Here is a 26,642-nt window from a genome sequence, read left to right on the forward strand (position 1 = left end):
TGGAACCGACCTGCATGCGTCCTGGTGCGACTACGCGTGACCGCTGGATCTGGATGACGTCGGCGGTACTGGTGGCGGCTACGGCCGCGCTGGAACTGGTGGTACCCCTGGGCTATGCCGTGTGGCTGGCCTATTTCATGGCCATCGGCGTCACTGTGTTCCAGCGCAGCGCCCGGGTGCCGTTCGTGGTGGCTGTCAGCGCCTGCGTGCTGCTGGCGGTGGGCTACAACGTGGCGCCGGCCAGCAACAACTCATCCTTCTCGTTCGTCAACCGGTCGATCGGTGGCGCGGCTTTCCTGATGATCGCACTCATCGCCTCGCGCGCCATCCAGGCGCGACGCGAGGCGATGCGTGCGCTGTGGCTGCAGGAGGCAGAGAACGCGGTCGCGCTCAGCCTGCGCGGTGAGCTCGGGCCGGAACAGATCGCCGAAGCGGCGGTGTCGACGCTGGCGACCCAGCTGGGTGCCGATGTCGGTGCGCTCTACCGGCTGGAAGGCGGACGCCTGCAGCTGACCGGTGGGCTGGCGTTGCCGAACGGCATCCCGGCCACGTTGGGCCTGCAGGAAGGGGTGGCAGGGCAGGTGGCCCGCGACCAGCGGGCGCGGCATCTGCAGGGGGATGAAGCGGCGCCGCTGGAGCTGCAGACCAGCCTGGGGCGCGTGCCTGTGCGTGAACGGATCCTTGCCCCGGTCAGCAGCGACGGCGCGATCGTGGGCGTGCTCGAGCTGGGCCGGGCGGCGGTTGGCGAACAGCGGGCGCTGGATGACGAACTGCTGGAGCGCTGCGCCGAAACGATCGGCATGGCACTGCGTACCTCGATGCTGCGCGGGCAGCTGATGGTGCTGCTGGAGGAGTCGCAGCGCCAAGGCGAAGAACTGCAGGCACAGCAGGAAGAACTGCGCGTGGCCAACGAGGAACTGGAAGAGCAGAGCCGCAGCCTGATGCAGTCACAGACGCATCTGGAACAGCAGCAGGCCGAGCTGGAACAGAGCAATGTGCAGCTGGAAGAGCGCACCCACGAGCTGGAGGCGCAGAAGCAGGCGCTGCTGGTCGCGCAGGGGCAGCTGGTGCGCAACAGCAATGAACTGGCCGCCACCTCGCGCTACAAGTCCGAGTTCCTGGCCAACATGTCGCACGAGCTGCGCACCCCGCTGAACAGTTCGCTGATCCTGGCCAAGCTGCTGGCCGACAACAAGGACGGCTCGCTCAGCGACGAGCAGGTCAAGTACGCCCGCGCCATCCTGTCGTCGAACAACGACCTGCTGGCGCTGATCAACGACATCCTGGACCTGTCGCGCATCGAAGCAGGGCACGTCGAACTGGCCGACGAAGTGGTGGTGGTCGACAGTGTGCTGCAGCGACTGCGCGAAACCTTCGAGCCGATGGCGCGGCAGAAGGGCCTGACGCTGCAGATCGAGTCCGATGGCCTGGCCCCCAGCCAGCTGGTGGCCGACAACCAGCGCCTGCAGCAGATCCTGAAGAACCTGCTGGCCAATGCGGTCAAGTTCACCGAGCACGGCAAGGTGAGCCTGCACGTTCGCAGCGGCGGCAATGGCCGGATCCGATTCGAAGTGGCCGACAGCGGCATCGGCATTGCACGCGACCAGCTGCAGCTGATCTTCGAAGCGTTCCGCCAGGCCGATGGCAGCACCCGCCGCCGTTACGGCGGCACTGGCCTGGGCCTGTCGATCTCGCGTGATCTTGCGGTGCGCATGGGCGGTGACATCCAGGTGGACAGCGAGCCGGGCCGCGGCAGCTGCTTCATTCTCGAATTGCCGCTGCAGGGCGCGCCGGCAGCCGAGGCCGCCGCAGGCGGCGCAGCGCCGGTGCCGGTGCAGCCCGTACCCGCCACCCCCGTGGCACCAGCCCTCCTTGCCCAGCGGTCCAGTGCCGCGCCGGTGGCAGCGGTGGCCGATGACCGTGGCCGCCGCCGCCATGCGGGACGCTTGATCCTGGCCGTGGAGGACGATGCGGTCTTCGCCGAAGCCCTGGTGACGCTGGCGCACGAGCTTGATTTCGACTGCGTGGTGGCCACCACGGCCGAAGAGGCGCTGGCGCTGGCGGCGGACCTGCGTCCCAACGGCATCCTGCTGGACATCGGCCTGCCCGACGTTTCGGGCCTGACCGTGCTCGAACGGCTCAAGCGCAACCCCGACACCCGGCACATTCCGGTGCATGTGGTCTCGGGCATGGACCGCGGCCAAGTGGCACGCGAACTGGGCGCGATCGGCTTTGCGATCAAGCCGACCACGCGCGAGCGCCTGGTGGCTGCCATCGAACAGCTTGAACAGACCAGCCAGCGCGACGTGCGGCGCCTGCTGATCGTGGAGGACGACAACGATCTGCGCCGCAACCTGGAACTGCTGCTGGGCCGCGATCAGCTGCAGATCGCTGCTGTCGGTACGCTTGCCGCAGCGGTGGAGCAGCTGAGCACGGTCACCTTCGACTGCATGGTGATGGACCTGTCGCTGCCCGACGGCAGTGGCTACGACCTGCTCGAGCACATGGCAGGCAACGATGATGTCGGCTTCCCGCCGGTCATCGTCTATACCGGCCGTGCCCTCAGCCGCGAAGAAGAGCAGCGCCTGCGCCGCTACTCCAAGAGCATCATCATCAAGGGTGCACGCTCGCCCGAGCGCCTGCTCGACGAGGTGACGCTGTTCCTGCACAGCGTGGAGGCCAACCTGCCCAGCGACCAGCAGCGCCTGCTGCGCGAAGCGCGCCGCCGCGACACCGTGCTCGACGGACGCACCGTGCTGCTGGCCGAGGACGACGTGCGCAACATCTTCGCGCTGTCCAGCGTGCTGGAGCCGCTGGGGGTGACGCTGGAGATCGCCCGCAATGGCCAGGAGGCCGTCGACCGCCTGGCCCAGCGCGAGGTGGACCTGGTGCTGATGGACATCATGATGCCGGAGAAGGATGGCCTGCAGGCGATGCGCGAGATCCGCGCGCAGCGCCACCTGCAGGACCTGCCGATCATCGCGCTGACCGCCAAGGCCATGCCCGATGACCGTGAGCGCTGCCTGCAGGCCGGTGCCAACGACTACATCGCCAAGCCCATCGACGTGGACAAGCTGGTATCGCTGTGCCGGGTCTGGTGCTCGCGGCAATGAACGAGCAGGCGCTGTTCGACCTGGAGCTGAAGGTGCTGCTGGAGGCGCTGTACCAGCGCTACCACTACGACTTCCGCAGCTATGCGGTGTCCTCCCTGCGCCGTCGCGTCAGCCAGGCCATGCAGCGCTACGAGTGCGAGCGCCTGTCGGACCTGCAGCATCGGCTGCTGCACGAGCCGGAGCTGTTCGCCCAGGCGATGCAGTTCTTCACCGTGCAGGTCTCGGAGATGTTCCGTGACCCGGAGTATTTCCGGCAGATGCGCGAACAGGTGGTACCGGTGCTGCGCACCTACCCCTCGGTGAAGCTGTGGGTGGCCGGCTGCAGTACCGGCGAGGAAGTGTGGTCGCTGGCGATCCTGCTGCACGAGGAAGGCCTGCTTGAGCGCAGCATCGTCTACGCCACCGACATCAACCCCGCGGCACTGGCCACGGCCGAGGCCGGCGCCTACGGCATCGACCGCCTGGCCCAGTTCAGCCGGAACTACCTCGCCGCCGGCGGCACCGCTTCATTGTCGGACTATTACAGCACCGCTTACGACGGCGCGGTCTTCGACCGCCAGCTGCGCCGCAACGTGGTGTTTGCTGACCACAGCCTGTCCACCGACACGGTGTTTTCGGAAGTGCACCTGGTGTCTTGCCGCAACGTGCTGATCTATTTCAACCGCGACCTGCAGGATCGGGCGGTGGGACTGTTCCGCGAAGCCCTGGTGCATCGCGGCTTCCTCGGCCTGGGCAGCAAGGAGTCGCTGCAGTTCGGTCGCCATCACGATGCCTTCGAAGCCTGTTCGCGGGAGCACCGCCTGTACCGGAAGGTGGCCTGATGGCGGCGATGTTCCGCCCTGACGTGGTGGTGATCGGCGCATCGGCCGGTGGTGTGGCCGCCCTGCAGATCGTGCTGGGTGCGTTGCCGGCCACCCTGCCGGTGCCGGTGCTGGTGGTGCTGCACCTGCCGCGCGACCGTTCCAGCCGCATCGCCGAGGTGCTGGCGCCGTACTGCACGTTGGTCCTGCGCGAAGCGGAGGACAAGCAGCCCCTGCAGGCCGGAACGGTGACGTTCGCGCCGCCGGACTACCACCTGCTGGTGGAGGACACGCAGGCCATCGCATTGTCGATGGACGAACCGGTGCTGTTCTCGCGGCCGGCCATCGATCCGCTGTTCGAATCGGCCGCAGCCGCGTTCGGCACGGGTGTGCTGGCGATCCTGCTGACCGGTGCCAGCAGCGATGGCAGTGATGGCGTGGCCGCCGTGCGCGCCGCTGGCGGCCAGGCCTGGTTGCAATGTCCCGAGGAGGCCGAGGCATCGATGATGCCGGCCTCTGCCCTGCAGCATGCCGGCGCCGACGCCGTGCTGCCCCTTGAACTGATGTGCCGCCGCCTGAAGGAGTTGTTTGCATGAACCTGCTGCCGCCGGACCCTGCCCAGTCGCAGGCGCCGGTCAACCTGCTGATCGTCGACGACGTGCCGCAGAACCTGGTGGCCATGCAGGCGCTGCTGCGCCGCGAGGGCGTCAACCTGTTGCTGGCGGACTCTGGCGCGCAGGCGCTGGAGCTGCTGCTGGAGCATGAGGTAGCGCTGGCGCTGCTGGACGTGCACATGCCGGAGATCGACGGTTTCATGCTGGCCGAGCTGATGCGTGGCTCGCAGCGCAGCCGGGATGTGCCGATCATCTTCCTGACCGCCTCGCCGGATGATCCGCTGCGGGTGTTCAAGGGCTACGAGACCGGCGCGGTGGACTTCCTGCACAAGCCGGTGGCGCCGCAGGTGATCCTCAGCAAGGTCAATGTGTTCATCGAGCTCTACCAGCAGCGGCAGCTGCTGAAGGCGCGCAACGAAGCGCTGGAGCGCGCGTTGAAGCTCAACGAGACCATGGCGGCGGTGCTCACCCACGACCTGCGCACGCCGCTGTCGGCCATCCTGCTGTGTGCCGACAAGCTGTCGCTGGAACTGCCGGACGACAATGCCGGTGCGCAGCAGACACTGAGCTACCTGGAGGCCAGCACGCTGCGGATGGCACGCATGGTCGAGCAGTTGCTGGACTTCTCGCGGATCCGCAGCGGTGGCCTGCGCCTGCAGAGCAGCGTCTGTGACCTGGCCGAGGTGACGCGTGCGGTGCTGGTCGAGGCCGGTGCCGGCCATCGAAGCGATCGGATCGCGCTGGACGTCCGTGGCGATTCGACGCTGCAGGGCGACATGGATCGCCTTGGTCAGATCGTCGCCAACCTGGTCGGCAACGCACTCACCCATGGCGCCGACGCGACGGTGCAGGTGCAGGTCGATGGTGGCGATGCACGTGTGGTCGCGCTGCGCGTACGCAACACCGGCCATGTCGATGAGGCGTTGCTGCCGCGCCTGTTCGAACCCTTCAAGGCCAGCTTCCACCAGAGCAACGGGCTCGGGCTGGGGCTGTACATCGTTGACCAGTTCGTGCGTGCCCATGGTGGCAAGTTGAGCGCGCGCAATGAGGCAGGGCACGTGGTGTTCGAGGCGCTGCTGCCTCGTCGATCCGATTTGCGCAGTCCGGCGGTTTCCTGAATTCTTCAGCTGGCGCGTGAGCGAACTGAGACGGGCTCGTCCGCAACTGCTACCGTGGCACCACTCTTGCAAAGGAAGCTCCATGCCACTGCGTGCCATCGCCTATGTCAGCCAGGCCAAGCCGGATCTGTCTGCCGCACGTCTGCAGACGCTGGTCGAGGATGCCGCGCGCTTCAACAAGATGGCAGGGGTGACGGGTGTGCTGCTGCATGACGGCGAGCGTTTCCTGCAGTACATCGAAGGCCCGCCTGATGGCATCGATTCGGTCTATGAGCGCATCCTGCAGGCCGGCAGCCATGTCGACATCGTCGAGCTGGCGCGTGGCCGGCTGGGCCAGCGCCAGTTTCCGTACTGGGCAATGCGCGGGCTGCCGGTCGACGCCGCGATGCTGCGCCAGCTTTCCGCAGGCGACTGGTCGGGATTCGCCCGCTCGGTGAACGGTGACAGCGTCGTGCTTACGGCGGTGGATCTGTTGGCCGAGGTCGTGCGGCCGGTACTCAGCGCGGGCTGACCGCTAACGCTGCGGGACGCAGTACGCCGCGTGCAAGGCCTGCAGCACTCCCAGCGCCGGACCCTCCAGCAGCCGATAGTGCAGTGCCTGTGCCTGCCGCCGCGTTGCCACCACATCCAGATTGCGCAGCACGGCCAGATGCTGTGACAGCGCCGATGCGCTCAGGCCAGTCAGGGCCTGCAGTTCCGGCACCGGTGCTTCTCCTTCCACCAGGCGACACAACACGCGCAGTCGCGCCGGGTGTGCCAGCGATTTCAGCAGGGCAGCCGCTTGTGCGGCATGCGTAGCCATCGCGGCACTGTCGGTGGTGATGCTGGGCACGGCTTGACCCGGTAGTTCAGGAAAGTCTAATTTAGAGAAATCTAAATTGAAGGGCAAGCCGATGCGCGCGGTGCAGAGGGGCAGGGCATGACCCTGCCATGGGCGGCAATTGCAGGCGGCGGCCTGATCGGTGCGTCGGCGGTGCTGCTGCTGGCCACGCTCGGTCGGGTGGCGGGCATCAGCGGTATCGCTGCCGGCGCCGCTGCCGCGCCGCGCGGTGATCGTGGTTGGCGCTGGGCTTTCCTGCTCGGACTGATGTCGGCGGCGGCAGCGGTGTTGAGTTGGCAGGCGGGTGCAGGACAACCACCACGCGCCTTGCTGCGCGACGCGCTGCCGGCCTGGCAATTGATCGCTGCCGGTGTCCTGGTGGGCCTGGGTACGCGGCTGGGCAACGGCTGCACCAGCGGCCACGGTGTCTGTGGCCTCGCCCGTGGATCGCGGCGATCGCTGGTGGCGGTGCTGGTGTTCATGGCCTGCGCGATGCTCACCACGTTCCTGCTACGTCACGGCGGAGGCCTGGCATGAGCCGCAGGTTGTGGGCGGCAGGTGTGGCCGGCGGCCTGTTCGGTGCCGGCCTCGCGCTGGCCGGCATGACCGATCCGCGTCGCGTGCTGGGGTTCCTCGATGTGGCTGGCGACTTCGATGCCACGCTGGCCTGGGTGCTGGCGTCGGCGGTGCTGGTCAGCGCACTGGGTCAATTCTGGCTGCGGCGGCGGCAGCGGCCATGGTGCGCCGAACGTTTCGAGCTTCCGGCGGCGCAGGCTGTCGACACGCGGTTGCTGCTGGGTGCGGCGCTGTTCGGTATCGGCTGGGGCTGGGTCGGCTATTGCCCAGGGCCCGCGCTGGCCGCGTTGGCGGTGGGCGCGCGCGAAGCCCTGTGGTTCGTGCCAGCGATGGCTGCCGGTTTCTGGCTGCATGATCGCTGGCTGCGCTGAGGCTTCACGTTCATCTCACCGTTGCGGGGTTCAGATCACCTTTCCCGGGGAACGGAGGACGACATGGCACGGATGAAAAGGAAAGGCGGCGCGTTGCTGGCGGCGGCACTGGCGACGGCGGCAACGCCGGCGATGGCCTGCACGCGCGCGGTGTATCTGGGCGACAACGGCGATGTCATCACCGCCCGCTCGATGGACTGGAAAGTGGACGTGGCCACCAATCTCTACGTGTTGCCGCGTGGCATTGCGCGCACCGGAAAGGCGGGGCCGGGGTCGATCGCCTGGACTGCACGCTACGGCAGCGTGGTGGCCACCGGCTATGACATTTCCACCACCGATGGCATGAACGAGAAGGGCCTGGTCGCCAACCTGCTGTGGCTGGTCGAGTCGGAGTACCCGGCCCAGCGCGGCGGCAAGCCCGGCCTGTCCATCTCGTTGTGGGCGCAGTATGTGCTGGATAATTTCGCGACGGTGGAAGAGGCGGTGACCGCGCTGCAGCGCGAACCGTACTCGATCGTCACCGACAAGGTGCCGGGCGAGGACCGCCAGGCGACGCTGCATCTGTCGCTGTCCGACGCCACGGGTGACAGCGCGATCGTCGAATACATCGGCGGGCGCCAGGTGATCCACCATGATCGGCGCTACCAGGTGATGACCAATTCGCCGGTCTTCGACCAGCAGCTGGCATTGAACAGCTACTGGCAGCAGATCGGTGGCACGGTGATGCTGCCGGGCACCAACCGTTCGGCCGACCGCTTCGCGCGGGCCTCCTTCTACATCAACGCGATTCCGAAAGCGGAAGATCCGGTAGAGGCGCTGGCCAGTGTGTTCAGCGTGATCCGCAACGTGTCGGTACCGTTCGGCATCACCACGCCGGGCGAGCCCAACATCTCGTCCACCCGCTGGCGTACGGTCGCCGACCACAAGCGGCGCCTGTATTTCTTCGAGTCGGCACTGACGCCCAACACCTTCTGGGTCGACCTGACCAAGGTCGATTTCGGCGGAAAGGTGCTCAAGCTCGATCTCGGCCGTGACCAGCGCAATACCTTCGCCGGCGATGCACTGGGCCATTTCGTGCCCAGCGCACCGTTCACCTTCCTCGGCGTCGACGGCTAGTTCGACGCCTGGCTGGAGGCCGGGTAGACCGCCTGGATCGTGCAGGCGCCGCGGCGGGTGAAGCGGGGCAGCGGCGCCACCGCGTCGCTGCGCTCGTCGAAGCTGGCGAAATCGGCCGTAACCACGCGGTCGCCGGGGTTGCCGCAGATCAGGCCGTTCTGCATGCCGGATTGGAAGCTCAATTCCGGTGAGCGGTCGAGCTGGAGGCAGTGGCTGCCCAGTTCAACACGGTAAAAGCGATGGCCGCCGCTACGCAGCGGGTTGGTTTCCACCAGCATGCCCTGCGTGTCGGACGACCAGCCGCGCACATTGCGGGTGGCGAAGCAGTACGAGGCCGAGCCGCCGAAGCCGTGGCGGACGTCCTTGCGTTGGCGGATCGTCAGGGCGGGCAGGGTGGCCGTGCGCAGGCTGTCGCTGTCGCGGGCCACGCTGGCATAGTCGCGGGCCTGGACCGGGGTGACTGCACTGACGGCACAGCTGTGGCCATCGACCACAACGCGCTCGCTGGGACGACCGCAGGCCCAGCCGGCGGGTGCTTCCAGCTTCAACGTGGTGGCTGCGCGGACGCCGGGGCAATCCTCGGCGAAGTCGATGCGATAGGCTTGGCCGGAGGCGGCACGCAGCGCGATCGAGCGCGGTGATGCCTGCTCCACTTCCTGGACGCCGACAGCGTCCATGCAGTGCGGGGCCGGTGGCATGCGTTCCTGTGCCGAAGCCGTGGCGGTGAGCACCAGCGCGAGGCTGGCGGCCAGTACCATGGATGCGTGCCTGTAAGTCATGTCCTGCACTCCCTGCGTTGGATGACGGGCCGACTATAGCAGCGGTTTGCACGGCAAGTGTTACACGCGCAGACTGCTCGGATGGGCGCCATCTTCCATCTACGGCACTACGGTCAGGCCACCGGCCTGGATCGCCACGGCTATGCGCAGTGGGTGCTGCCGCTGCAGGGTGAGCTGCAGTTCGAGATGGAGGGCAGGGGCGGCCGTCTTGACCTGCTGCAGGGGGCATTCGTGGCGGCCGGCGAAGCGCACGACCAGATGGCCGAAGGTCCCAACGGTTTCGTGATTGTCGACTGCGGGCCGCGTGTGCTCGATGACGCGACCCAGGAGCACCTGTGCCGGCAGCGCTGGCTGCATCTCCCGCTGTCGCTGCGGCAGCGGCTTGCCCAGGTGCAGACGGGCCGGCCTGTGCCAGCGCTGCTGCCGGAACTGCTGCGGGTCTTCGCGCCTGCCGGTAGTGGTGCGCGCCTGCAGGGCCTGTGCGCTGCGGTCGAGGCGATACCGGGGCAGGCATGGTCGGTAGCGCGCATGGCTGCCTTTGTCGGCATCAGCGAAAGCCGCCTGCATGCGGTGTTCCGGCGTGAGTTCGGGCTCAGCCCGCAGGCGTGGCTCAGTGCCAGCCGCTTGCGCTGGGCCAAGCACCAGTTGCGGGTCAGCCCGGCATCGATCAGCGATATCGCACTGGCCGCAGGGTATTCCGAGCAGAGTGCACTGACCCGTGCGCTGCGCCGCGAATGCGGGCAGACGCCGGCGGCATGGCGGCGAGCCACACCCAACGCTGCGGAAGCGAACTGGCAGTAGCCTCGGTCAAGACCGGCCGGCAAGGGGCCGCTTACACTGCGCGGCCCGTTCTTGCTGTGATCCTGCAATGCGCAACAACCCGATTGCCCTGGGCATCGCCAATGGCATCGCCGCCGGTGCGCTGTGGGGCGTGGTCTTCCTCGCGCCCGCCGTGTTGAGCACGTTCAATGCCCTGCAGCTTTCCGCCGGCCGCTATCTGGTCTATGGCCTGATCGCCGTGGTCCTGCTGCTGCCGCGCTGGAAGCGGCTGGCGCCGAAGCTCGGTCGCGCTGAGTGGATCGGCCTGTTGTGGCTCAGCCTGGCCGGCAACCTGGTGTACTTCCTGCTGTTGGCCACGGCGGTGCAGTGGGCCGGTGGCGCCGCTGCTTCGTTGATTGTCGGCCTGATTCCGGTCGTGGTCACCCTGGTGGGCGTGCGCGAGCAGGGCGCGGTGCCGTTGAAGCAGCTGCTGCCGGCGCTGGCGCTGTGCGTGCTCGGCGTAGCGATGGTCGGCTGGGAGGCGCTGATGTCCGAGCATCTGGGCACGCCCTGGCGGCAACGCCTGATCGGCCTGCTGTGCGCGTTCGGTGCGTTGTTCTCGTGGGCGCTGTATTCCATCGGCAACAGCCGCTGGCTGTCGCGGCGGCCCGACCTTTCCAGCCACGACTGGTCACTGCTGACCGGCGTCACCACCGGCGGGTTGTCGCTGCTGCTGGTGCCGATGGCGTTCAGTGGACACAACCAGGCGCATACGGCTGCGCAATGGGGTGGGTTCTGGGCCATCAGCGCCGGCGTGGCGGTGGTCGCCTCGATCCTCGGCAATGCGTTCTGGAACCGGGCCAGTCGCCTGCTGCCGCTGACCCTGACCGGGCAGATGATCGTGTTCGAGACCCTGTTCGCGCTGCTGTACGCCTTCGCCTGGCAGCGGCGCTGGCCCAGCCTGCTGGAACTGCTGGCGATCGTGCTGCTGGTGGGCGGGGTGCTGTTGTGCGCGCATGCGCATCGCACGCCGCGCGCAATCACCGAACATGTCGGCTGAATCGACGCATTGAGGGCGACGATCACTTGTTGGTCTCAGTTGCAACCAAATGCCGGCACGTTGGCCGATGATCGCTGCATGGAAATATTGCGCCGCAACACTTGACAGCAACCATCGCGGCGGTGTTTTCTGTAGGCCATGGTCCTTGATGCCGCCAACGCCCGCCTGATCGCCCCCGCTACCGCGGGCCGTTCGACTGCGCCGGTCGCCATCACCACCACCATTACCACCACCACCGTCACCACTGCCCTGGTGCGGCCCGTCGTCTTCGTGTAACTCCCGAAAACAACGGCCCCGCACCATCCAGGTGACGGGGAAACTCGACCACCTGCATGCGACGGGGCCTCCAACCGAGGTCTGCATGTCTTCCATCGCCCCCGCCCATTCGCCTGCCGTGTCCGCACTGGCCGCGCCGTCCACTGTCGTGCACAAGTTCGGCGGCACCTCGGTGGCCGACGCCGAGCGCTATCGCCATGTCGCCGGCCTGCTGCTGGCCCGCCCCGAGTCGTTGCAGGTCAGCGTGGTCTCGGCCATGAAGGGGGTTACCGATGCGCTGATCGAACTGGCGCACCTGGCAGCCCAGGGCGATGCCGGCTGGCAGGAGGCGTGGCATGCGCTGCGCGCGCGGCATCGGGGTGCCGCGGTAGCGCTGCTGGGTGAGCAGGTGGGCGATACCGTGGACTGGATCGATGCACGCTTCGACCAGTTGGCCGAGGTGCTGGCCGCGCTGGCGGTGATCGGCGAACTGCCACGCGAGGTGCTCGACCGCGTGCAGGGCCTGGGCGAAGTGTTCTCCGCACAGTTGCTTGGTACCCACCTGCGCGCGCTGGGCGAGGACTGCGCGGTGCTGGATGCACGCGATGTGCTGGTGGTCGGCCACGGCGAACTGGGCGTGGATGTCGACTGGGATGCCAGTGCCGGCCGCCTTGCCGCGTGGCGGCTGCAGCACCCGCAGTCGCGCGTGGTCGCCACCGGTTTCGTCGCTCGCGACCGCCAGGACCGCGTCACCACGCTGGGCCGCAACGGCAGTGACTACTCCGGCGCGATCTTCGCCGCACTGTTCGCCGCCGATGAACTGCATATCTGGACCGACGTCGACGGCGTGCTGTCGGCCGACCCGCGGCTGGTGCCGGAGGCCGTGCAGCTGCACGCGCTGAGCTACGACGAGGCCTGCGAGCTGGCCTATTTCGGGGCGAAAGTGGTGCATCCGCAGACGATGTCACCGGCGATCCGGCTGGGCCTGCCGATCTTCATCCGCAATACCTTCCAGCCCAGCCATCCGGGTACGCGGATCAGCGCCGAGCGCTCGCCACGTGGCCCGGTGAAAGGGCTGACGCTGAGCACGGATCTGGCCCTGCTGAACCTGGAAGGCACCGGCCTGATCGGCGTGCCGGGTACCGCCGAACGGGTGTTCGCCGCGCTGCGCCAGGCACAGGTCTCGGTAGTGATGATTTCGCAGGGGTCTTCCGAACATTCCATCTGCTGCGTTGTCCGTGCGGGCGAAGCGGCGCGTGGTCGCGATGCCGTGGTGCAGGCGTTCTCGCACGAACTGGCTGCCGGCCAGGTGCAGCGGGTGCAGGTCAGCGAGGGCGTCAGCGTGCTGGCCGCCGTCGGCGACGGCATGGCAGGCCAGCCGGGTGTGGCTGCACGGCTGTTCGAATCGCTGGGCCGGGCGCAGGTGAACATCCTTGCGATCGCGCAGGGGTCCTCCGAACGCAACATCTCGGTGGCGGTGGCAAGCGCCGACGCGACCCGCGCGCTGCGTGCCGCGCATGCCGGGTTCTGGCTGTCGCCGCAGACGTTCGCGGTGGGGGTGATCGGTCCGGGCAATGTTGGCGCTGCGCTGCTGGACCAGCTGCTGGCGGCGCGCCCGCAGTTGCTGGCCAAGGCCAATGTCGATCTGCGCCTGCGCGCGCTTGCGTCACGCTCGCGCATGCGCCTGGAGGCCGATGGCCTGCATGAAGACTGGCGCCAGGCGCTGCAGGACGCCGGCCAGGCCAGCGATCTGGACCACTTCACCGAGCACCTGCTGGCCGCGCATCTGCCGCACGCGGTGGTGATCGACTGCAGTGGCAGTGCAGAGGTTGCCGAGCGCTATGAAGGCTGGCTGGCCGCCGGCATCCATGTGGTGACCCCGAACAAGCAGGCTGGCGCCGGTCCGCTGGCACGCTACCAGCGCATCCGCGCGGCGGCGGCGGCCAGTGGTGCGCGCTTCCGCTACGAGGCCACGGTGGGTGCCGGCCTGCCGGTGATCACCACGCTGCGTGACCTGGTGGATACCGGAGACGAAGTGCTGGCGATCGAAGGCATCTTCTCCGGCACGCTGGCCTGGCTGTTCAATCGTTTTGACGGCAGCCAGCCGTTCTCGGCACTGGTCGCGCAGGCGCGCTCGATGGGCTACACCGAGCCGGATCCGCGCGACGACCTGTCCGGTGTGGATGTTGCGCGCAAGCTGGTGATCCTGGCCCGCGAGGCCGGTCACGCGCTCAGCCTGGAGCAGGTGCAGGTGGAGAGCCTGGTGCCGGCGTTGCTGCGCGAAGGAAGCGTGGACGATTTCATGGCCCGCCTGGGTGCCTCCGATGAGGCGCTGCTGGCCCGGCTGCACGATGCCCGCCAGCGCGGTGCGGTGCTGCGCTATGTCGCGCGGCTGGGGCCGGATGGCGCGTCGGTCGGGCTGCAGGAGCTGCCGGCCGACCACGCGTTCGCCAACCTGCGGCTGACCGACAACGTGGTGCAGTTCCGTACCCGCCGCTACTGCGACAACCCGCTGGTGGTGCAGGGCCCGGGCGCGGGCCCGGAAGTCACCGCTGCCGGCGTGTTCGCTGATCTGCTGCGGGTGGCGGCCGGCGAAGGAGCGCGGCTGTGATCGCACGCGCTTTCGCACCCGCATCGGTGGCCAACGTGGCGGTCGGCTTCGACATCCTGGGCCACGCCATCGCCGGTATCGGCGATACGGTGAGCGTGCGCCGCATCGACGAACCGTTGGTGCGCATCGATGCGATCCGTGGCAGTGCGGTCGAACTGCCGCTGGATGCACCAGGCAATACCGCCGGCGCCGCGCTGATCGCACTGCGTGCAGCGCTGGGGCTGGGCTTCGGTTTCGCCATCGAGATCGACAAGGGCATTCCGTTCGGCTCCGGCATGGGCGGCTCGGCGGCCTCCTGCGTGGCCGCGCTGGTGGCAGCCAATGCAGTGCTGGACATGCCACTGCCGCGCGACGCGCTGTATCCGTTCGCACTGGATGGCGAAGCCGTGGCCAGCGGTGGCCGCCATGGTGACAACGTCGGCCCGCTGCTGCTGGGCGGTGTGGCGCTGTGCACGGCTGATCGCCTGGTGCCGATTCCGGTACCGGCCAGCTGGCACAGCCTGCTGGTGCATCCGCATGCGGTGCTGGAGACCCGGCGGGCACGACAGGCGCTGCAGGGCAGCTATGCGCTCGGCGAATTCGTCGCGCAGAGTGCCCACCTGGCGCTGGTGTTGAGCGGTTGCCATCGCAGCGATGCCTCGCTGGTGCGCGCCGGCCTGCGCGATGTGCTGGTGGAACCGCGGCGGGCGGGCCTGATCGTGGGCTTCGACGCGGCACGCGATGCTGCACTGGCCGCCGGCGCGATGGGCGCGGGCATTTCCGGCGCCGGGCCCAGCGTCTTTGCCTGGTTTGAAGATGCCGACCGGGCGCGCGCGGCAGCGCAGCCGGTGCGTGCGGCGTTTGCCGCTGCCGGCTTCGACAGTGATGCCTGGATCTCGCCGCTGGATGCACCCGGAGCCTGCTTGTGCTGAATTCTTCCCCCCTACCGGATATCGACCTCATGCAATTCGTTTCGACCCGTGGCCAGTCGCCGGCCGTTGGACTCAGTGCGGCCATCGCTGCCGGTCTCGCCCCCGATGGTGGCCTGTACGTACCGGAGGTGCTGCCGGCGCCGCGCGCGCTGCAGGCCGGTACGAGCCTGGCCGATACCGCCGCTGACCTGCTGGCGCCGTTCTTCGCGGGCGATGTGCTGGCCGAGGCCTTGCCATCGATCTGCCGTGAGGCCTTCGATTTCCCCGTGCCATTGCGCGCGCTGCGCAACAGCGGTGACCATGTGCTGGAGCTGTTCCACGGGCCGACGGCGGCGTTCAAGGATATCGGCGCGCGCTTCCTCGCCGGTGTGCTGTCGCGGCTGCAGACCGGCAAGGGCCGCGATCTGACCATCGTCGTGGCCACCTCCGGTGACACCGGTGCAGCCGTAGCGGCGGCCTTCCATCGGCAGCCCGGTGTACGCGTGGTGGTGCTGTATCCCGATGGGCGGGTGTCGCCGCGACAGGCGCACCAGCTCGGCTGCTTTGGCGACAACATCCAGGCGCTGCGGGTGGCCGGTTCGTTCGATGATTGCCAGGCGATGGTGAAGCAGGCGCTGGCCGACCGCGATCTGCAGGCACAGGTGCCGCTGAGCTCCGCCAACAGCATCAGCCTGGGCCGGCTGCTGCCGCAGATGAGCTATTACGCGCACGCAGCGCTGAGCCATCATGCGCAGCATCAGCGGCGCTTGAACCTGGTGGTGCCGACCGGCAACCTTGGCAACGCCATGGCGGGGGTGCTGGCGCGCGCGCTGGGCGTGCCGATCGGGCAGATCGTGCTGGCCACCAACGCCAACGCGGTGCTGCCGCGCTATTTCAGTGGCGATCCGTACCAGCCAGCGGCCAGCATTGCGACCGTGGCCAACGCCATGGATGTCGGCGCGCCCAGCAACTTCGAGCGGCTGCGCTGGCTGTACCAGGGCGACGATGCCGAGCTGCGGGCGGCGTTCCGCGCCTTCGCGGTGGATGACGTGACCATCCGCGCGACCATCGCCAGCGCCCATGCCAGCGACGGTGAACTGTTCTGCCCGCACACGGCCACGGCGGTGAAGGTGCTGCAGGATCTGCGCGCCGGTGGCGCCAAGGGTGACTGGGCGGTGGTTGCTACCGCGCACCCGGCCAAGTTCGAGGCGGTGGTGGAACCGTTGATCGGTGAAGCAGTGGCGGTGCCGCCGGCCTTGGACGCATTGCTGCAGCGTCCGGCACATGCCGAGCCATTGGCGGCGGACTACGCGGCATTGCGTGAGGTGTTGTTGCGTTGATGGAGGGTCTGCGTGGTTGCCGGCCAACGGCCGGCACTACCAGAAGCACGCATCACGGGTAGTGCCGGCCGCTGGCCGGCAAGCCGATACTGATCGGGCGCTCAGCCCTGCACGTCACCGGCCAGCGTGCGCAGGCCATCCTCGTCGAGGATCTCAACCACGTTCAGATGGGGCAGGGCGATCAACCCCTGCTGGCGCAGCTTGGTGAACGTGCGGCTGACCGTCTCCATCGTCAGGCCCAGATGATCGGCGATGTCGCCGCGGCCCATCGGCAGGGAGGCGCGCAGGCCATCTCCGCCCAGCTTGGCCTCGCGCGCGGCCAGGCGAAGCAGGAAATCAGCGAGTTTTTCCGCCGGTTGCAGGCGTGCCAGCGCCAGCGCGGCATCCTGTGCGGCGTCCAGCTCCTGGCAGGCGCGCTGCAGCAGCTTGCGCTCCAGGTGCGGATAGCGGGCGCGCAGGCCCTTCATCTGCGGCAGGGCAACGCGGCACACGCGGCTGTCGGCGATGGCCTCGATGTCGTAGCGATGGTGGTCGCTGCCGCTCAGGCCCAGGTAATCGCCAGGCAGCACGAAGCCATTGATCTGGCGACGGCCATCGGCAAGCGTGCGCACCAGCCGCAGCGCGCCACCGGTCAATGTATAGACATGCTGGCGCTCTTCGCCGCTGCGGGCGAGAGTGCTGCCCATCGCCAGCTGCTGCGACACGGTCACCTGTTCCAGCGCCTGCACCTCATCGGGCGACAGCGCAGAGCACACCGCCAGGTGGCGTACCGAGCAGTGCAGGCAGTCCAGCGTGGCGCAGGACGGCGCGGCGGGGTCGTTGGTGGCGGGCGGAGCGCCGGAAGGCCGGGACATGTTGCGTGGGCGTATCGCGGGCGGGGGAGGGCTTTATGATACTTCAAGCGGCCGTTGGACCCCTTATCTGCGGCTGAGCGATGCGGGGCGCTAGAATGTCGCCCCCTCCCACGTCCCCGATTCCGCAGGAGCTCCGCCCGTGATCAAGCCCCGTACCCCGCCCGGCACCCTTGAACTGCTGCCGCGCGAGCAGATTGCGTTCCAGCGCATGCTGGACGTCATCCGCCGCAACTACGAGCGCTTCGGGTTCCTGCCGGTGGAGACGCCGGTGTTCGAGCTGTCCGATGTGCTGCTGACCAAGTCCGGCGGCGAAACCGAGCGCCAGGTGTATTTCGTGCAGTCCACCGGCGCGCTGGCCAACGCTGCTGAATCCGGCGATCGTTCGCTGCCGGAGATGGCGCTGCGCTTCGACCTGACCGTGCCGCTGGCGCGTTACGTGGCCGAACACGAGCACGAGCTGACCTTCCCGTTCCGCCGTTACCAGATGCAGCGCGTGTACCGCGGCGAGCGCGCCCAGCGCGGCCGCTTCCGCGAGTTCTACCAGTGCGACATCGACGTGATCGGCAAGGACAGCCTGAGCGTGCGTTACGACGCCGAAGTGCTGGCGGTCATCCATGCGGTATTTGCCGAACTGCGCATCGGTGACTTCAGCATCCAGTTGAACAACCGCAAGCTGCTGCGCGGCTTCTTCGAAAGCCTGGGCGTGGCCGAGGGCGAACGACAGCTGGCAGTGCTGCGCGAAGTGGACAAGCTGGACAAGCGTGGCCCCGACTACGTGCGCGAGACGCTGGTGGGCGAGGGCTTCGGCATTCCGGCCGAACAGGTCGAGAAGATCCTGGCCTTCGTCGCCGTGCGTTCGCAGGGTCATGCCGATGCGCTGGCACAGCTGGCAGCGCTGGAAGACGGTGCGGGTTCCTCGGAGATCCTGCGTGCCGGCGTGGCCGAGCTGCGCGAAGTACTGCAGCTGGTGCAGGCACTGGGCGTGCCGGAAAGCGCGTACTGCCTGAACTTCTCCATTGCACGTGGCCTGGATTACTACACCGGCACGGTGTACGAGACCACGCTGACCGACCACCCGCAGATCGGGTCGATCTGTTCCGGTGGCCGTTATGAAGACCTGGCCAGCCACTACAGCAAGTCCAAGCTGCCGGGCGTGGGCATTTCCATCGGCCTGTCGCGCCTGTTCTGGCAGCTGCGCGAAGCTGGCCTGATCGAGGGCATCGAGGCCAGCAGCGTGCAGGCGCTGGTGGCGCTGATGGACGAGCAGGGCATGCCGCAGTCGCTGGACATCGCCCGCCGCCTGCGCGCCGGTGGCATCAACACCGAAGTGCAGATGGAGCCGAAGAAGATCGGCAAGCAGTTCCAGTACGCGGCCAAGGCCGGTATCCGTTTCGTGGTGCTGGCTGGCGAAGACGAGCTGGCGCGCGGCGTGGTGGCGGTGAAGGACCTGCTGCGCGAGCAGCAGTTCGAAGTCTCCCGTGATGAACTGGCCAGCACCCTGCAGGTGGAACTGGAGCAGTCGCGGGTCATGCCGTGACGCGTGCCGCTGCAGGAACACTGATGCTGTTCCTGCTGGCGGCATGCCAGAGCGATCCGGCGTTGCGCAGCACCCGGATCGGCCCTGCGTATTACCAGCTGGTGGCTGATCGCTGCCATGTGATGGATCGAGCGCAGCTTGAGCAGGATCTGCAGGCCCTTGCCGAGCGGGCGTGCCCGGGCCGGGCAGGAGCGCTGCAGAACCTGCAGCCTCGTCCCAGCCGGCAGGGCAGCCTGTTCGGTGAATGCCTGCGGCGCGGCGCGCTGCAGGCAGAGGTCCGCTGCCTGCCCTGATCGAAGCCCTGTCCATTGCCGCATCCGAACGCCCACCGCCCGGTGGGCGTTTTCGTTTCCGCTGCCTGAACGGGCCTGGCGGAACCTGGCCGGGCTTTGACGTGGCGTGCAAGAATGCGTTAATGTACTAACACGCTATTACATTGATGCAAGAGCCCCGCCCGTGAAAGCCCGCCCCGACATCGCCGCCAAAGACCCGCAAGCCGATCTGGACGCTCTGGCCCAGGCCTTTGCCGCGCTGCGCGAGCCGGAGCAGGTGGTCGCCTTCCTGCGTGACCTGTGCACGCCAGCCGAGCTGGAAGCCATGGCCGACCGCTGGAAGGTGGTGCCGCTGCTGCAGCAGGGCGTGCCCTACCGCGAGATCCACGAGCGCACCGGCGTCAGCGTGACCACCACCGGACGGGTGGCACGCACGCTCGAGCATGGCCATCGAGGCTATGCCGCCGCTGTCGACCGCCTTGCTTCGCGCTGATCCGCGCCCCGTTCCAGACTTCGAGACCTCCCCCATGAGTGCAACCCAGGCAGCGCCGGCGCGAGACCGGCTGCGTATCGCCATCCAGAAGAGTGGCCGGCTGGCCGAGCCCGCCCGCAACCTGCTCAGTGCCTGTGGCCTGAGCTGGCGCGAGAGCCGCGACAAGTTGTTCTGCTACGGCGAATCGCTGCCGGTGGACCTGCTGCTGGTGCGCGACGACGACATTCCCGGCCTGATCGCCGATGGCGTCTGCGACCTGGGCATCGTCGGCCGCAACGAATTGGACGAACAGGCGGCCGCGCGTCGCCAGATCGGCCTGGCCGATGCCTACCAGGCATTGCGGGGGCTGGGCTTTGGCCAGTGCCGCTTGATGCTGGCGGTGCCGGAAGACTGGCAATGGCAGGGGCCGGTACAACTGGCCGGTACCCGCATCGCCACCAGCTACCCGGCCATCCTCAAGCAGTGGCTGGCCGCGCAGGGCGTGGATGCACAGGTGGTGGAACTGTCCGGCTCGGTGGAGATCGCGCCGCGCCTGGGCACCGCCGACCTGATCTGCGACCTGGTCTCCAGCGGCGCCACGCTGCGTGCCAACCAGCTCACCCCGGTGCACAACCTGCTCGACAGCGAAGCCGTGCTGGCCGGTGCGGTACGCGTTCCCGATGATGCGCGCGGCGCGCTGCGTAGCATGCTGCTGCGCCGCCTGGACGGTGTGGTGCAGCGGCAGGACCGCAAGCTGCTGATGTTCCGCGCCAGCGAGGACCGCGTCGACGCGTTGTCGCAGCTGCTGGCCGATGCCGAACCGTTGGTGCGTTTGCCTGCCGATGGCGGTGCATTGCGCCTGCAGACCATGTGCCCCGGTCCATTGACCTGGCAGCGCATGGAAGAACTGGAGCGCGCCGGCGCCCAGGGCCTGATGGTACTGAGCGTGGAGCGGTCGCTGGCATGAATCGTCTGATCTGGTCGCAACTTGACGAGGCCGCACGCAGCGCGGCGCTGACCCGCCCGGTGCAGACCGTGGCGCAGCAGACCCGTGATGCGGTGGCCGCGCTGATCGCGCAGGTGCGCACGCAGGGCGACGCCGCGCTGCGCGCGATCACGGCGCGCTTCGATGGCGTGGATCTGCAGGATTTCGAAGTTTCCGCAGCCGAGTTCGCAGCTGCCGATGCCGTGGTGCCGGCCGAGCTGCGCCAGGCCATGGTGGAAGCGGCCGAACGCATCACCCGCTTCCACGCGGCCGGCATGGGCCAGGGCTATACGGTGGAAACCGCGCCGGGTGTGGTCTGCGAGCGCATGCTGCGGCCGATCGGCCGGGTTGGGCTGTACGTGCCGGCCGGTAGTGCGCCACTGCCGTCCACCGCGCTGATGCTGGGCGTGCCGGCGCAGTTGGCCGCTTGCCCACAGGTGGTGCTGTGCACCCCGCCGCGTGCCGACGGTACGGCCGATCCTGCGGTGCTGGTGGCCGCGCGCCTGACCGGTGTGCAACGCGTGTTCAAGCTGGGTGGTGCGCAGGCGATCGCGGCGATGGCCTATGGCACCGAAAGCATCCCGGCCAGCGACAAGCTGTTCGGGCCGGGAAACAGTTTCGTCACCGAAGCCAAGCAGCAGGTGGCACAGGACGGTGCCGCCGCCATCGACATGCCGGCCGGTCCCTCGGAAGTGCTGGTGATCGGCGATGCCGGTGCCAACCCTGCATTCGTTGCCGCCGACCTGCTGTCGCAGGCCGAGCACGGCCCGGATTCACAGGTGCTGCTGCTGACCGATGACGCGGCGATGCTGGCCGCCGTCGAGGCCGAAGTTGAACGCCAGGTGGCCCTGCTGCCGCGGCAGGACATCGCCCGCCAGGCCCTGTCGGCATCGCAGTTGATCCAGGTGGAGTCGCTGGCCGATGCGTTTGCGATCAGCAACCGCTACGCCCCCGAACACCTGATCCTGGCCCTGCGCGAACCGCGCGCGTGGCTGGACAAGGTGCAGGCGGCCGGTTCGGTGTTCCTCGGCGACTACACGCCGGAAGCACTGGGTGACTACTGCAGCGGCACCAACCACGTGCTGCCCACCGCCGGTGCCGCACGCGCCTACAGTGGCGTCAGCGTGGCCAGCTTCCAGAACCTGATCAGCGTACAGAGCGCGACCGCCGCTGGCCTGGCCGCGATCGGTGGCTGCGCGCGCATCATCGCCAGCGCCGAAGGACTGGATGCACACGAACGTGCGGTGGCACTGCGCATGGAGGTGGCCGCATGAGCGCGGACATCGACGGCGTGCTGGCGCTGGTACGGCCGGACCTGCAGGCCTTTGCCGGCTACAGTTCGGCGCGCAGCAGCGCTGTGCAGGGCGAGGTGTGGCTGAACGCGAACGAATCGGCGTGGGCCAACCCGGCCGACGCCACGGGGGGCTGCCGCCGCTACCCGGAACCGCAGCCGGCTGCGCTGCGTGATGCGTTGGCGTCGCTGTACGGCGTGCAGCCGCAACAGCTGCTGGTAGGCCGTGGCAGCGACGAGGCGATCGATCTGCTGGTGCGCGCCCTGTGCGTGCCCGGCCGCGATGGCGTGCTGGTGACGCCGCCTGTATTCGGCATGTACGCGGTCTGTGCGCGGTTGCAGGGTGCGCCGTTGATCGAGGTGCCGCTGATTGACGATGGTGAGGGCCTGCGCACGGACCTGGATGCGGTTATTGCCGCTGCGAAGGGGCAGGGCGCCAAGCTCGTTTTCCTGTGCGCGCCGTCCAATCCTGCCGGCAGCGATATCCCGCTGGCGGAGATCGAGCGCGTGGCCCTTGCCCTGCGCGGGCAGGCGCTGGTGGTGGTGGACGAGGCCTATGTCGAGTACGCGCAGCGCGCTTCGGCGACCACGCTGCTTGCCGCGCACGCCAACCTGGCGGTGCTGCGCACGTTGTCCAAGGCGCACGCACTGGCCGCCGCGCGTATCGGCACCTTGATCGCCGCGCCGGAACTGATTGCCGTGCTGCGCCGATGCCAGGCGCCGTACCCGGTGCCGACGCCGTGCGCCGAGCTGGCCGTGCAGGCGCTGCAGCCGGCCGCGCTTGCGCGCACCGCTGAGCGGGTAGCCACGGTCATCACCGAGCGCGAGCGCCTGCACCACCGCCTGCAGGGCCTGCCTGGCATCGGCCGGGTATACGCATCGGCCGGCAACTACCTGCTGGTCCGCTTTGCCGATGCGCAGGCGGCGTTCGACGCGCTGCTCGCTGCCGGCGTGGTGGTGCGCGACCAGCGCGCCGCACCGCAGCTGGGCGATGCACTGCGTATCAGCATCGGCAGCCCCGAAGAGAACGACCGCGTGCTTGCGGCCCTGTCGGCACGGAGGGCCGCGGCATGACGCCGATCCTGTTCATCGACCGCGACGGCACCCTCATCGAGGAGCCGGCGGATTTCCAGATCGACGCCTACGAGAAGCTGCGCTTCGTGCCGCAGGTGATCCCGGCGCTGCTGAAGCTGCGCGATGCCGGCTACCAGTTCGTGATCGTCACCAACCAGGATGGCCTCGGCAGCGAGAGCTACCCGCGCGCCAGCTTCGATGGCCCGAATGACCTGATGCTGCAGATCTTCGAAAGCCAGGGCATCGTTTTCCGTGACGTGCTGGTCGACTGCAGCTGGCCGCACGACAACGCGCCGACGCGCAAGCCGGGCATCGGCCTGATGACGGCCTACCTGCAGGACCGCAGCATCGACTGGGCGCGCTCGGGCATGGTGGGCGACCGCATCACCGACCTGCAGTTCGCCGACAACCTCAACATCCGTGGTTTCCAGCTGCGCACCGAACAGTTCGGCGGCGAGTGGGACTGGCCCGGCATCGCCCACGCACTGGCCGATGCACCACGCACGGCAGTGGTCCAGCGCAATACCAAGGAGACGAAGATCCGCGTCGAGCTGGATCTGGATCGTGCCGGCGATGCGCACATCCACACCGGCCTGCCGTTCTTCGACCACATGCTGGAGCAGATCGGCAAGCACGGCGGTTTCGCCCTGGACATCCGCGCCGAGGGCGATCTGCACATCGACGAACACCACACCATCGAAGACACCGGCCTTGCGCTGGGCCAGGCCCTGCGCGAGGCGCTGGGCGACAAGCGCGGCATCGGCCGTTACGGCTTCACCCTGCCGATGGATGAAACCCTGGCCAGCGCTGCGCTGGATTTCAGTGGCCGCCCGTATTTCGTGTTCGAAGGCGAGTTCAAGCGCGAGCGCGTGGGCGACATGCCGACCGAGCTGGTCCCGCACTTCTTCCGTTCGCTGTGCGATGCCAGCGGGCTGAACCTCAACCTGCAGGTGCGTGGCGACAACGACCACCACAAGGTTGAAGCCTGCTTCAAGGCCCTGGCACGTGCACTGCGGCCGGCACTGGCGCGGCAGGGCACCGCCTTGCCGACCACCAAGGGGGCGCTGTGAGCGAGGTCGTGCTGATCGATGCCGGCGGTGCCAACCTGGGTTCGGTGCGCTACGCATTGGAACGGCTTGGTGCGACGGTGAAGCTGGTCCGAGATGCTGAAGGCCTGGTAGGCGCGCAACGGGTGATCCTGCCCGGCGTCGGCGCGGCCGGCCCCGGCATGCAGCGCCTGCATGCGCAGGGCCTGGTCGAGCCGCTGCGCCAGCTGCAGGTGCCCTTGATGGGCATCTGCCTGGGCATGCAGCTGTTGTTTGACCGCTCCGAAGAGGCCGGCGTGGATACGCTGGGATTGATCCCCGGCGTGGTGCGCAAGCTGGTGCCGGCCTGTGGCATCCGCGTTCCGCACATGGGCTGGAACCGGCTGCTGCCGCTGCGCCCGTCGCTGCTGCTGCAGGGGGTGCCCGAGCGCGCCAGTGCGTACTTCGTGCACAGCTATGCCGCGCCGCTGAACAGCCATACCGTCGCCGCCTGTGATCACGGCGGGCTGTTCACTGCCGTGGTCGAGCAGGGCCGCTACTTCGGCGCCCAGTTCCATCCCGAGCGGTCCGGCGATACCGGTTCGCTGATGCTGCGCAATTTCCTCGAGGGCACCGCTGCATGAGTTTCATCGTCTACCCCGCACTGGATATCCGCGATGGCCGCGTCGTGCGGCTGCGCCAGGGCGACTACGCGCAGGAAACCCACTATGGCGACGACCCGCTGCCGCGTGCGCAGGCATTCGCCACGCAGGGCGCACAGTGGATGCACCTGGTCGATCTGGATGCCGCACGTGCCGGTGGCTACACGTTGGCGCCGCTGTTGGTCGCGATCCGTGCGCAGACCCCGCTGCAGGTGCAGACCGGTGGCGGCGTGCGTGGCCGTGACGACGTGGCACGCATCCTCGATGCCGGCGCCAGCCGCGTGGTGATCGGCTCACTGGCGGTGCGCGAGCCGGCGCAGGTGATCGGCTGGCTGGGCGAGTTCGGCCCGGAGCGGCTGACCATCGCCCTCGATGCACGGCAGGACGCGCAGGGGCAATGGCAGCTGCCGGTGCATGGCTGGACCGAGAACGCGGGGGTGACCCTGGATGCGCTGGCCGAACGCTATGCACAGGCCGGAATGCGTCACCTGTTGTGCACCGACATCGCCCGCGATGGCATGCTCGCCGGGCCCAACATCAGCCTGTACCAGCACCTCGCAGCGTTGCTGCCGGGCGTGGCGGTACAGGCGTCAGGCGGTATCCGTGATGTGGCCGACGTGGCTGCGGCACAGGCCGCCGGTTGTGGCGGCGCGATCCTCGGCAAGGCATTGCTGGAACAGCGCATGGACCTGGCGGAGGCGCTGGCATGCTGAGCCGCCGCATCATTCCGTGCCTGGACGTGCGCGATGGCCGCGTGGTCAAGGGCGTGCGTTTCCGCGATCACGTCGACATGGGGGACATCGCCGAACTGGCGCAGCGCTATCGCGACCAGGGCGCCGACGAGCTGGTGTTCTATGACATCGGCGCCAGCCCGGAGGCACGGTCGGTGGACGTGGCCTGGATCGAGCGCATCGCGCGCCTGATCGATATCCCGTTCTGCGTGGCCGGCGGCATCGACAGCGTAGAGACCGCGCGTCGCGTGCTGTTCGCCGGTGCGGACAAGATCTCGATCAACTCACCCGCGCTGGGCCGCCCGGAACTGATCACCGAACTGGCCGAAGAATTCGGCGTGCAGTGCGTGGTGGTCGGTGTCGACTCGGTACGCGAGGACGACGGCCAGTGGCGCGTGCGCCGTTTCAGCGGCGACCCGGACAAAACCCAGGCAGTACCGCTGCGCACGCTGGACTGGATCGTCGAGGCGCAGCGCCGGGGTGCCGGCGAGATCGTGCTGAACTGCATGGACAGCGATGGCGTACGCCGCGGCTATGACGTCGAGCAGCTGCGCCAGGCACGTGCGCTGTGCCAGGTGCCCCTCATCGCATCGGGCGGTGCGGGTACGATGGAGCACTTCGCCCAGGCCTTTGACCAGGCCGACGTTGACGGTGCGCTGGCGGCCAGCGTATTCCACAGTGGCGCCATCGCCATTGCCGACTTGAAGCGCTACCTGCGCGAGCAGCAGATCGAGGTGCGGGATGTCTATTGATGTGCGGCCGTCGCCGCAGGCGCTGGAAACGCTGGACTGGGACAAGGGCGATGGGCTGCTGCCGGCCGTTGTGCAGGACGCCGACACCCTGCAGGTGCTGATGCTGGGTTACGTCAGCGCCGAGTCGCTGGCAGCGACGCTGGCCATCGGCCACATGACCTTCTTCAGCCGCAGCAAGCAGCGTCTTTGGACCAAGGGCGAGCAGTCCGGCAATGTGCTGGCGGTGCAGTCGATCAGCGTCGATTGCGATGCCGATACGCTGCTGGTGCTGGCGCGCCCGGCAGGCCCGACCTGCCACACCGGTGCGGAAAGCTGCTTCGACGGCGCACCGAAGGACTTCCTCGGTGGCCTGGACCAGCTGGTCGCCGTGCGTGAGGCGCTGCGCCCCTCCGGCAGCTATACGACGTCCCTGTTCGAAGGCGGCATCCGCCGCATCGCGCAGAAGGTGGGCGAGGAAGGCGTGGAGACGGCGCTGGCCGCGGTGGCGCAGGACGATGAGGCCTTGCTGGGCGAGGCGTCGGACCTGCTGTACCACCTGCTGGTGCTGCTGCGCGCGCGCGGGCTGTCGCTGGAAGATGCCCGCGACGTGCTGGAAAAGCGCCATCGTTAGAGGTGCGGTAGCGCCGGCCGTTGGCCGGCAACCCGATGATCAAGGGACGCCTGGTGGAATGCCGGCCAGCGGCCGGCACGACAGGAAAAGCGGCAATCGCGTGCGCGATGTCATCGCCGGAATCTACAATAGGCGGTCTCTTTTTCCCGGACCGC

The 26,642-nt window shown here is 68.2% G+C and carries 28 protein-coding genes; 25 read left to right on the forward strand and 3 right to left on the reverse strand.

The window, feature by feature from the left end; all coding sequences use genetic code 11:
* Positions 1-14 precede the first annotated feature (14 nt).
* From CLM74_RS09830 to CLM74_RS09850, 5 genes are all read left to right on the forward strand, one after another.
* Positions 15-3,113, forward strand: a complete 3,099-nt coding sequence (locus CLM74_RS09830) for a response regulator (protein WP_105163954.1) — start codon at positions 15-17, stop codon at positions 3,111-3,113.
* Entirely contained in the window at positions 3,110-3,934 is an 825-nt protein-coding gene (locus CLM74_RS09835) for a CheR family methyltransferase (protein ID WP_105163955.1), read from the forward strand. The genes CLM74_RS09830 and CLM74_RS09835 overlap by 4 nt, the downstream gene beginning before the upstream one ends.
* Positions 3,934-4,509, forward strand: a complete 576-nt coding sequence (locus tag CLM74_RS09840) for a chemotaxis protein CheB (RefSeq protein WP_105163956.1) — start codon at positions 3,934-3,936, stop codon at positions 4,507-4,509. The genes CLM74_RS09835 and CLM74_RS09840 overlap by 1 nt, the downstream gene beginning before the upstream one ends.
* Entirely contained in the window at positions 4,506-5,645 is a 1,140-nt protein-coding gene (locus CLM74_RS09845; protein WP_105163957.1) for a hybrid sensor histidine kinase/response regulator, read from the forward strand. Before CLM74_RS09840 ends, CLM74_RS09845 begins: the two co-directional genes overlap by 4 nt.
* An 82-nt stretch (positions 5,646-5,727) precedes the next feature.
* Entirely contained in the window at positions 5,728-6,156 is a 429-nt protein-coding gene (locus CLM74_RS09850; protein WP_105163958.1) for a BLUF domain-containing protein, read from the forward strand.
* A gap of 3 nt (positions 6,157-6,159) precedes the next feature.
* Here CLM74_RS09850 and CLM74_RS09855 read toward each other — a convergent pair whose 3' ends face one another.
* The gene (locus CLM74_RS09855) at positions 6,160-6,447 is read right to left on the reverse strand and encodes a metalloregulator ArsR/SmtB family transcription factor (RefSeq protein WP_032976155.1); all 288 of its coding nucleotides are present in this window, start codon (positions 6,445-6,447) and stop codon (positions 6,160-6,162) included.
* A gap of 117 nt (positions 6,448-6,564) precedes the next feature.
* Between CLM74_RS09855 and CLM74_RS09860 the strand changes: the two genes are divergently transcribed.
* From CLM74_RS09860 to CLM74_RS09870, 3 genes are all read left to right on the forward strand, one after another.
* Positions 6,565-7,002, forward strand: a complete 438-nt coding sequence (locus CLM74_RS09860) for a YeeE/YedE family protein (protein ID WP_105163959.1) — start codon at positions 6,565-6,567, stop codon at positions 7,000-7,002.
* Positions 6,999-7,412, forward strand: a complete 414-nt coding sequence (locus tag CLM74_RS09865) for a DUF6691 family protein (RefSeq protein ID WP_105163960.1) — start codon at positions 6,999-7,001, stop codon at positions 7,410-7,412. The genes CLM74_RS09860 and CLM74_RS09865 overlap by 4 nt, the downstream gene beginning before the upstream one ends.
* Positions 7,413-7,475: 63 nt before the next feature.
* Positions 7,476-8,528, forward strand: coding sequence for a linear amide C-N hydrolase (locus tag CLM74_RS09870; protein ID WP_105163961.1), 1,053 nt, complete (start codon positions 7,476-7,478; stop codon positions 8,526-8,528).
* Here the strand turns inward: CLM74_RS09870 and CLM74_RS09875 are convergent.
* Positions 8,525-9,307: a DUF6491 family protein gene (locus CLM74_RS09875; RefSeq protein ID WP_105163962.1), complete on the reverse strand. Its 783-nt coding sequence runs from the start codon at positions 9,305-9,307 to the stop codon at positions 8,525-8,527. The two genes, CLM74_RS09870 and CLM74_RS09875, sit on opposite strands and share 4 nt — an antisense overlap.
* A gap of 81 nt (positions 9,308-9,388) precedes the next feature.
* Here CLM74_RS09875 and CLM74_RS09880 point away from each other — a divergent pair, with 81 nt between their 5' ends.
* The 6 genes from CLM74_RS09880 (at position 9,389) to thrC (ending at position 16,222) form a co-directional block, all read left to right on the forward strand.
* On the forward strand, positions 9,389-10,108 hold the full coding sequence (locus tag CLM74_RS09880) for an AraC family transcriptional regulator (protein ID WP_105163963.1): 720 nt from the start codon (positions 9,389-9,391) through the stop codon (positions 10,106-10,108).
* A 67-nt stretch (positions 10,109-10,175) separates the two neighbouring features.
* Positions 10,176-11,126, forward strand: coding sequence for a DMT family transporter (locus tag CLM74_RS09885; RefSeq protein WP_025874852.1), 951 nt, complete (start codon positions 10,176-10,178; stop codon positions 11,124-11,126).
* Between the two features lie 138 nt (positions 11,127-11,264).
* Positions 11,265-11,402 (forward strand): hypothetical protein, encoded by a 138-nt coding sequence (locus CLM74_RS21655; RefSeq protein ID WP_164745120.1) that lies wholly within the window; start codon positions 11,265-11,267, stop codon positions 11,400-11,402.
* Between the two features lie 85 nt (positions 11,403-11,487).
* The gene (thrA, locus tag CLM74_RS09890; RefSeq protein WP_099783809.1) at positions 11,488-13,992 is read left to right on the forward strand and encodes a bifunctional aspartate kinase/homoserine dehydrogenase I; all 2,505 of its coding nucleotides are present in this window, start codon (positions 11,488-11,490) and stop codon (positions 13,990-13,992) included.
* A complete protein-coding gene (locus tag CLM74_RS09895) occupies positions 13,989-14,903 on the forward strand; it encodes a homoserine kinase (protein WP_025874848.1) in 915 nt (304 codons plus the stop codon). The genes thrA and CLM74_RS09895 overlap by 4 nt, the downstream gene beginning before the upstream one ends.
* Positions 14,904-14,932: 29 nt before the next feature.
* The gene (gene thrC, locus CLM74_RS09900; RefSeq protein ID WP_025874846.1) at positions 14,933-16,222 is read left to right on the forward strand and encodes a threonine synthase; all 1,290 of its coding nucleotides are present in this window, start codon (positions 14,933-14,935) and stop codon (positions 16,220-16,222) included.
* A 101-nt stretch (positions 16,223-16,323) separates the two neighbouring features.
* Here thrC and CLM74_RS09905 read toward each other — a convergent pair whose 3' ends face one another.
* The gene (locus CLM74_RS09905; protein WP_105163964.1) at positions 16,324-17,076 is read right to left on the reverse strand and encodes a helix-turn-helix domain-containing protein; all 753 of its coding nucleotides are present in this window, start codon (positions 17,074-17,076) and stop codon (positions 16,324-16,326) included.
* Between the two features lie 139 nt (positions 17,077-17,215).
* Here CLM74_RS09905 and hisS point away from each other — a divergent pair, with 139 nt between their 5' ends.
* The 11 genes from hisS to hisIE all read left to right on the forward strand — a co-directional run bounded on the left by hisS (position 17,216) and on the right by hisIE (position 26,487).
* Positions 17,216-18,613, forward strand: coding sequence for a histidine--tRNA ligase (gene hisS, locus CLM74_RS09910; RefSeq protein WP_025874842.1), 1,398 nt, complete (start codon positions 17,216-17,218; stop codon positions 18,611-18,613).
* Positions 18,614-18,636: 23 nt separating this feature from the next.
* Complete coding sequence (locus CLM74_RS09915; protein ID WP_089240823.1) at positions 18,637-18,906, forward strand: hypothetical protein; 270 nt, start codon at positions 18,637-18,639, stop codon at positions 18,904-18,906.
* 163 nt (positions 18,907-19,069) lie between these two features.
* Entirely contained in the window at positions 19,070-19,378 is a 309-nt protein-coding gene (locus CLM74_RS09920; protein WP_025874839.1) for a YerC/YecD family TrpR-related protein, read from the forward strand.
* A 34-nt stretch (positions 19,379-19,412) separates the two neighbouring features.
* Positions 19,413-20,324: an ATP phosphoribosyltransferase gene (gene hisG, locus CLM74_RS09925; RefSeq protein ID WP_105163965.1), complete on the forward strand. Its 912-nt coding sequence runs from the start codon at positions 19,413-19,415 to the stop codon at positions 20,322-20,324.
* Entirely contained in the window at positions 20,321-21,616 is a 1,296-nt protein-coding gene (gene hisD / locus CLM74_RS09930) for a histidinol dehydrogenase (RefSeq protein WP_105163966.1), read from the forward strand. The genes hisG and hisD overlap by 4 nt, the downstream gene beginning before the upstream one ends.
* The gene (hisC, locus tag CLM74_RS09935) at positions 21,613-22,707 is read left to right on the forward strand and encodes a histidinol-phosphate transaminase (protein WP_105163967.1); all 1,095 of its coding nucleotides are present in this window, start codon (positions 21,613-21,615) and stop codon (positions 22,705-22,707) included. Before hisD ends, hisC begins: the two co-directional genes overlap by 4 nt.
* Entirely contained in the window at positions 22,704-23,777 is a 1,074-nt protein-coding gene (hisB, locus tag CLM74_RS09940; RefSeq protein WP_025874831.1) for a bifunctional histidinol-phosphatase/imidazoleglycerol-phosphate dehydratase HisB, read from the forward strand. The genes hisC and hisB overlap by 4 nt, the downstream gene beginning before the upstream one ends.
* Positions 23,774-24,376 carry an imidazole glycerol phosphate synthase subunit HisH gene (gene hisH / locus CLM74_RS09945; protein WP_105163968.1) on the forward strand — a complete coding sequence of 201 codons (603 nt, stop codon included), beginning with the start codon at positions 23,774-23,776 and terminating at the stop codon, positions 24,374-24,376. The genes hisB and hisH overlap by 4 nt, the downstream gene beginning before the upstream one ends.
* Entirely contained in the window at positions 24,373-25,107 is a 735-nt protein-coding gene (hisA, locus tag CLM74_RS09950; RefSeq protein ID WP_025874827.1) for a 1-(5-phosphoribosyl)-5-[(5-phosphoribosylamino)methylideneamino]imidazole-4-carboxamide isomerase, read from the forward strand. The genes hisH and hisA overlap by 4 nt, the downstream gene beginning before the upstream one ends.
* Complete coding sequence (hisF, locus tag CLM74_RS09955; RefSeq protein ID WP_049464459.1) at positions 25,101-25,877, forward strand: imidazole glycerol phosphate synthase subunit HisF; 777 nt, start codon at positions 25,101-25,103, stop codon at positions 25,875-25,877. Before hisA ends, hisF begins: the two co-directional genes overlap by 7 nt.
* A complete protein-coding gene (gene hisIE / locus CLM74_RS09960; protein WP_025874822.1) occupies positions 25,867-26,487 on the forward strand; it encodes a bifunctional phosphoribosyl-AMP cyclohydrolase/phosphoribosyl-ATP diphosphatase HisIE in 621 nt (206 codons plus the stop codon). Before hisF ends, hisIE begins: the two co-directional genes overlap by 11 nt.
* The last annotated feature ends 155 nt before the right edge of the window (positions 26,488-26,642 follow it).

Origin of the sequence: Stenotrophomonas sp. MYb57 (assembly GCF_002966815.1) — a bacterium.
Taxonomy (GTDB): Bacteria; Pseudomonadota; Gammaproteobacteria; order Xanthomonadales; family Xanthomonadaceae; genus Stenotrophomonas; species Stenotrophomonas indicatrix.

Bases quoted from the DNA above. Each gene is read 5' to 3' on its own strand.
- CLM74_RS09830 (WP_105163954.1), top strand. From the start codon at position 15: ATGCGTCCTGGTGCGACTACGCGTGACCGCTGGATCTGGATGACGTCG.
- CLM74_RS09835 (WP_105163955.1), top strand. From the start codon at position 3,110: ATGAACGAGCAGGCGCTGTTCGACCTGGAGCTGAAGGTGCTGCTGGAG.
- CLM74_RS09840 (WP_105163956.1), top strand. From the start codon at position 3,934: ATGGCGGCGATGTTCCGCCCTGACGTGGTGGTGATCGGCGCATCGGCC.
- CLM74_RS09845 (WP_105163957.1), top strand. From the start codon at position 4,506: ATGAACCTGCTGCCGCCGGACCCTGCCCAGTCGCAGGCGCCGGTCAAC.
- CLM74_RS09850 (WP_105163958.1), top strand. From the start codon at position 5,728: ATGCCACTGCGTGCCATCGCCTATGTCAGCCAGGCCAAGCCGGATCTG.
- CLM74_RS09855 (WP_032976155.1), bottom strand. From the start codon at position 6,447: ATGGCTACGCATGCCGCACAAGCGGCTGCCCTGCTGAAATCGCTGGCA.
- CLM74_RS09860 (WP_105163959.1), top strand. From the start codon at position 6,565: ATGACCCTGCCATGGGCGGCAATTGCAGGCGGCGGCCTGATCGGTGCG.
- CLM74_RS09865 (WP_105163960.1), top strand. From the start codon at position 6,999: ATGAGCCGCAGGTTGTGGGCGGCAGGTGTGGCCGGCGGCCTGTTCGGT.
- CLM74_RS09870 (WP_105163961.1), top strand. From the start codon at position 7,476: ATGGCACGGATGAAAAGGAAAGGCGGCGCGTTGCTGGCGGCGGCACTG.
- CLM74_RS09875 (WP_105163962.1), bottom strand. From the start codon at position 9,307: ATGACTTACAGGCACGCATCCATGGTACTGGCCGCCAGCCTCGCGCTG.
- CLM74_RS09880 (WP_105163963.1), top strand. From the start codon at position 9,389: ATGGGCGCCATCTTCCATCTACGGCACTACGGTCAGGCCACCGGCCTG.
- CLM74_RS09885 (WP_025874852.1), top strand. From the start codon at position 10,176: ATGCGCAACAACCCGATTGCCCTGGGCATCGCCAATGGCATCGCCGCC.
- CLM74_RS21655 (WP_164745120.1), top strand. From the start codon at position 11,265: ATGGTCCTTGATGCCGCCAACGCCCGCCTGATCGCCCCCGCTACCGCG.
- thrA (WP_099783809.1), top strand. From the start codon at position 11,488: ATGTCTTCCATCGCCCCCGCCCATTCGCCTGCCGTGTCCGCACTGGCC.
- thrC (WP_025874846.1), top strand. From the start codon at position 14,933: ATGCAATTCGTTTCGACCCGTGGCCAGTCGCCGGCCGTTGGACTCAGT.
- CLM74_RS09905 (WP_105163964.1), bottom strand. From the start codon at position 17,076: ATGTCCCGGCCTTCCGGCGCTCCGCCCGCCACCAACGACCCCGCCGCG.
- CLM74_RS09915 (WP_089240823.1), top strand. From the start codon at position 18,637: ATGCTGTTCCTGCTGGCGGCATGCCAGAGCGATCCGGCGTTGCGCAGC.
- hisG (WP_105163965.1), top strand. From the start codon at position 19,413: ATGAGTGCAACCCAGGCAGCGCCGGCGCGAGACCGGCTGCGTATCGCC.
- hisD (WP_105163966.1), top strand. From the start codon at position 20,321: ATGAATCGTCTGATCTGGTCGCAACTTGACGAGGCCGCACGCAGCGCG.
- hisC (WP_105163967.1), top strand. From the start codon at position 21,613: ATGAGCGCGGACATCGACGGCGTGCTGGCGCTGGTACGGCCGGACCTG.
- hisB (WP_025874831.1), top strand. From the start codon at position 22,704: ATGACGCCGATCCTGTTCATCGACCGCGACGGCACCCTCATCGAGGAG.
- hisA (WP_025874827.1), top strand. From the start codon at position 24,373: ATGAGTTTCATCGTCTACCCCGCACTGGATATCCGCGATGGCCGCGTC.
- hisF (WP_049464459.1), top strand. From the start codon at position 25,101: ATGCTGAGCCGCCGCATCATTCCGTGCCTGGACGTGCGCGATGGCCGC.
- hisIE (WP_025874822.1), top strand. From the start codon at position 25,867: ATGTCTATTGATGTGCGGCCGTCGCCGCAGGCGCTGGAAACGCTGGAC.